Genomic DNA, 3,969 nt, shown 5'->3' with positions numbered 1-3,969 from the left:
TCTTTTAAAAAACTGGCACAACAGCCTAGGGGCTGCTGCGCAAAAGGCGGCAAGGCAAGCCTTGCTGTTTTTTTTTCATGGCTTCGCTATCCTAGCGAGTTCAAGCCTTTACAAGCGAACTACAAGCCAAGATAGCGAAGCCGAGACTATTGGCGATGGCACCAGTTTCCCAATGACATGCCCCTTACACGCTCTCCCCATACCGTTCCATCAATGCATACGCTTTACCGCCAAAGGCGCTTTCTCATAGCTCGCTGCGCTCTGTATTGATGTGTTAGGTAGTGACCTCCCACGTTGCGACACTTGTAAGGAATCCCCGTCTGTGTGCCGCTACACTCTATGAAGTTCTGCCGACTACATGGTGTTGCCACCAGTGCGGTTATCCGCTCACCATCCCTACAGCACGCTGACTGCGACCCAAGACATGACCTTGGGAGGAACTTCCAAACAGGCTTCAAATACAAAAGTAGAGTGCTTATGAGAATCTAGAACGCTCAAGATTGAGCATTGACAGGGTTGAAAACCCTAGTAGAATTGAATATAACAATTTAGAGATTCTACTGGTTCTAGATATCTCGACCGAGTTGGATAGCTGCAAACTATTTAACTCAACCATTCTAAAAGCTCGCCACTGCAAATGGCGGGCTTTTTTTGTATCTGTCGTTAGCATAATGATTTAAATCGACGTGTGCAAGTAGTGCCAAGATCTAAGCATTAACCCGCTGAAATGTTGCAAGTCCGTGACTTGTAATATTGAAGTGGGCAACTGGGGGTCTCGGGGGGCGTTAGCACCCCTGAGCTAGTAGGAACAATCCTGAGCGAAGCGATAGGTTGTCCTATCTAGCCATTACAGGCTAGTGAATAATTTGCATGATTTTATTAAAAAAATTATTTTTTTAATAAAGCGTATGGGAATTAGGAACTGGACGGTGACTGTTGAGGCAGTCAAGAGTGTGGCAGCTAGGGAGGTGTATTTTGAGAACAAAGATGAACCCTCCCATGCCGACTCATTGAGCCTTACAAAGATTTGGAATGGCGAAGCTGCATCGATGCGGATGATGACTCTATGCGAGCAAGCAAAGGCAAAACAAAAGGCAGCTAGGAAAGGCGGTAGACCGCCCACGGCAGCCCTTGAGTTTGTATTTGTGTTGCCATCAGATCTGGATGAGAACGGTTCAGATGAGGATTGGCAAAAGGTCACTAGAGATATGATTGTATCATTGGCCCGGTCGGTTGGTGTAAGCGCCAATGATCTATCCAAGGTATGCAGAGGCTCTTTGCACCGAGAGCCACAAACCACCCCCGAAGAATCCACAAAAGGCACGCATATACACTTAATGGTAGGTAAGATCCTGCCAGATGGTACTCCCATGCCAAAACTGCAACAAAAGAAGGCTCTACATGAGGTAAAACAGGCATTTAACACCTCGGTTTTGAAGAACTTGGGGCATAGCCATGAGATGTACGTTGCACGCACCAACAGCAACAAGAAGCGCTTTAAAAACAGTTGGTTCAAGGGTAATGCAGACCTATCAAGGGCAGTGCAAGCAGTGCAGCGTAATTGTACCAATTTAACCAAGTACGCCATTGAATGTAATGCAATGCGCATTATGAGCACCAAAAAGCGCTTACATAAGGCTTTGGCGGAGCTTGAGGAGCTAAAGACTCAACATCCCGTAAATGATCAACAAATGACCATGATGGAGCTTTTGGTGATGCAGTCAAAAGAGGTTGAAAATCAAGCAGATCAGGTTCTTCAAATAAATAGGGAAACCGAAAAAGTCGATAAAGAAATAGAACAAGAAACCACAAACCCAAGGCGCAACAGACCTCGTATCTAGTTACACGTAAGTTACTTGAAATTAATTTAAGGCCTCCATTTTGCGATGGGGGTCTTTTTTTTGCTTTCACGTGCAAACTTGTAATATTTCACGCTTTTACGTGTAATACTTTTTTCAATTAATTTACTTGTAAGCATTTCACGCATTTTAATTGCAACATTTCACATTGCATACGTGCAATGGTTTCAATTAAAAAACTTGTAAGCATTACACTAAATTTAATTGTAAGATCCTTTAATTTATTTCACGCTCTGGACTTGCAAGAATAATTTTTGATTACTATACTAGATATATAAATTACAAATTAAGGACGTGAAACAAATGAGCTTCAACATTAACCTACAGAAAACAAACAAAGATTCACTAATCCCTGACAGACTGGTAGTTAGAAGATTCTGGTATGACTCGGAGAGCAAGAAACAGAAAAGCAAAACCATCTTCACGGCGAACAAATACAACGCACCAGTAAAGCTACCAGAAGATATTGTCGCAAAGCATGACGTGACGCCAGAGGAGGCAGAGAAGTACCATTGGTTCATAGCAAATCTGAACAAAGAACTAAGCGAACTATCAATCACATCTAGCTTAACAATCATCACTGAAAAGATGGAGTCTTTAACAGAAAAACTATCAGACAGAAGTGACGGTGTGACACTTGCAGAGATTGAAAAGTTCAATGAAGTTCTCCCTGCATTTCGCAAGCAACTAGCACGCCATAAGCGTAACGCACAAAAGCGTGGTGATGAGGCACTGGCTCAAGTGAGAGCTAAGGAGCAAGGGCAGTGTGACATTTTTGGTGATAATGCATGATTTACCTCGATACCGAAACAACAGGGTTAAGCCCTGAGAACGATGAAGTCTTGGAGATCGCTATTGTTAACGATGACGGTACGATCTTATTGAATACCTTGGTGCGTCCAGAGCGAAATGAAACATGGTACGTGGCTCAAGGGATACACGGCATAACCCCTGAGATGGTAGCTGATGCGCCAACAATGAAGGACTTAAAGCCAACCATTGATGACATAGTAAAAGGGCAGCATGTACGCATTTACAACGAAGGTTTTGATGCTGCATTTGTGGATCTTTCTGAAGCTAATGAGACTTCTTGCGTAATGTTGGATATGGCTACTTTCCACGGTTCATGGAGCGATTGGCATGGTGGTTACCGTTGGTTAAAACTAACTGAGGCTGCATCAAAGATGAGCCTTGAATGGGAAGGAGAGGCTCATAGGGCGCTTGCCGACACGCAAATGACTAGACTTGTTGACAATGCAATGTCTGAATTTGTGATGGATGGAGACTACCGCAAGGCTGGCGAACGCTGGAAACAACACAACATGACCGAGCGTCAGATGAGTCGATTCTGGCGACAATACGACAGGGCGCAGAGAGCCAAGTTTTACATGTCCAAAGAGGATGAGGTTCGCTTTCTCGAACGCCTTGGGATATACGAGAAAAGAGAACCCTATGAGCCATCCCATTTAATGCCCGACTTCTACGCTAACCTATTCTTTGGTAAGACAATTGAGCAGATCAGAGCGGAGGATTGGCAAGATAAAATGAAGGCTAGGTTTGGAGACCGTTACTACACACGAAATAAGGACATTGTAGACCTAGTTGCTGAGTCAAAAGTGAGGGAGATGTGTATCTACAATCACGTTTGGCAAACGCTACACTTTGAACCTGCTGGCATCTTGGTAACAGCAAAAACATGGCGTTATCTTTACGATCCATTGGATGCCAAGAAGGTGATTGAAGGTAGTCACGAAGCCCAACTGTATGTTAACCGCAAGGGTCACACGTTGACGGCACTGAAAAAGATGGGCTACACGGAGGAGCAGATCTTAGCCAACAAGCCCACAGGGATTGATTCGTCTAGATATGGTAATAGTTGGTATTTGTACCCTGAGCCAACCGAAAAACCCCTCTAATAAGCCTCTTTTTAGCCTTGTAAGCCATTGTTTTGCAAGGCTTTTCTTCCCCTTTCGAGTCCTATTTTGGACGAAAATCATACCTTACCTTTAATTTACGTGTAATATAGCCTTTAAGATCTTACACGTAATAAGCATGTAAGCAGGTTCACTCTCTGTTATTGATCCCATATTTGCTTACTGGTTGATGGTTC

4 protein-coding genes are annotated in these 3,969 nt (G+C 43.8%); all 4 read left to right on the top strand.

The window, feature by feature from the left end:
• Positions 1-250 (top strand): hypothetical protein (locus tag ACXAGQ_RS29040; RefSeq protein ID WP_475258726.1); only part of this gene is annotated, 250 nt, incomplete at its 5' end.
• A 607-nt stretch (positions 251-857) separates the two neighbouring features.
• The gene (locus tag ACXAGQ_RS29035) at positions 858-1,841 is read left to right on the top strand and encodes a hypothetical protein (RefSeq protein ID WP_475258724.1); all 984 of its coding nucleotides are present in this window, start codon (positions 858-860) and stop codon (positions 1,839-1,841) included.
• A gap of 321 nt (positions 1,842-2,162) precedes the next feature.
• Positions 2,163-2,651, top strand: coding sequence for a hypothetical protein (locus ACXAGQ_RS29030; RefSeq protein ID WP_475258722.1), 489 nt, complete (start codon positions 2,163-2,165; stop codon positions 2,649-2,651).
• Entirely contained in the window at positions 2,648-3,775 is a 1,128-nt protein-coding gene (locus ACXAGQ_RS29025) for a 3'-5' exonuclease (RefSeq protein ID WP_475258720.1), read from the top strand. Before ACXAGQ_RS29030 ends, ACXAGQ_RS29025 begins: the two co-directional genes overlap by 4 nt.
• Positions 3,776-3,969: the final 194 nt, after the last annotated feature.

The organism is Photobacterium sp. ABD4_091, assembly GCF_056160145.1.
Note: the sequence above shows the minus strand (reverse complement) of the source record. Positions and strands in the feature narration are given on the sequence as shown.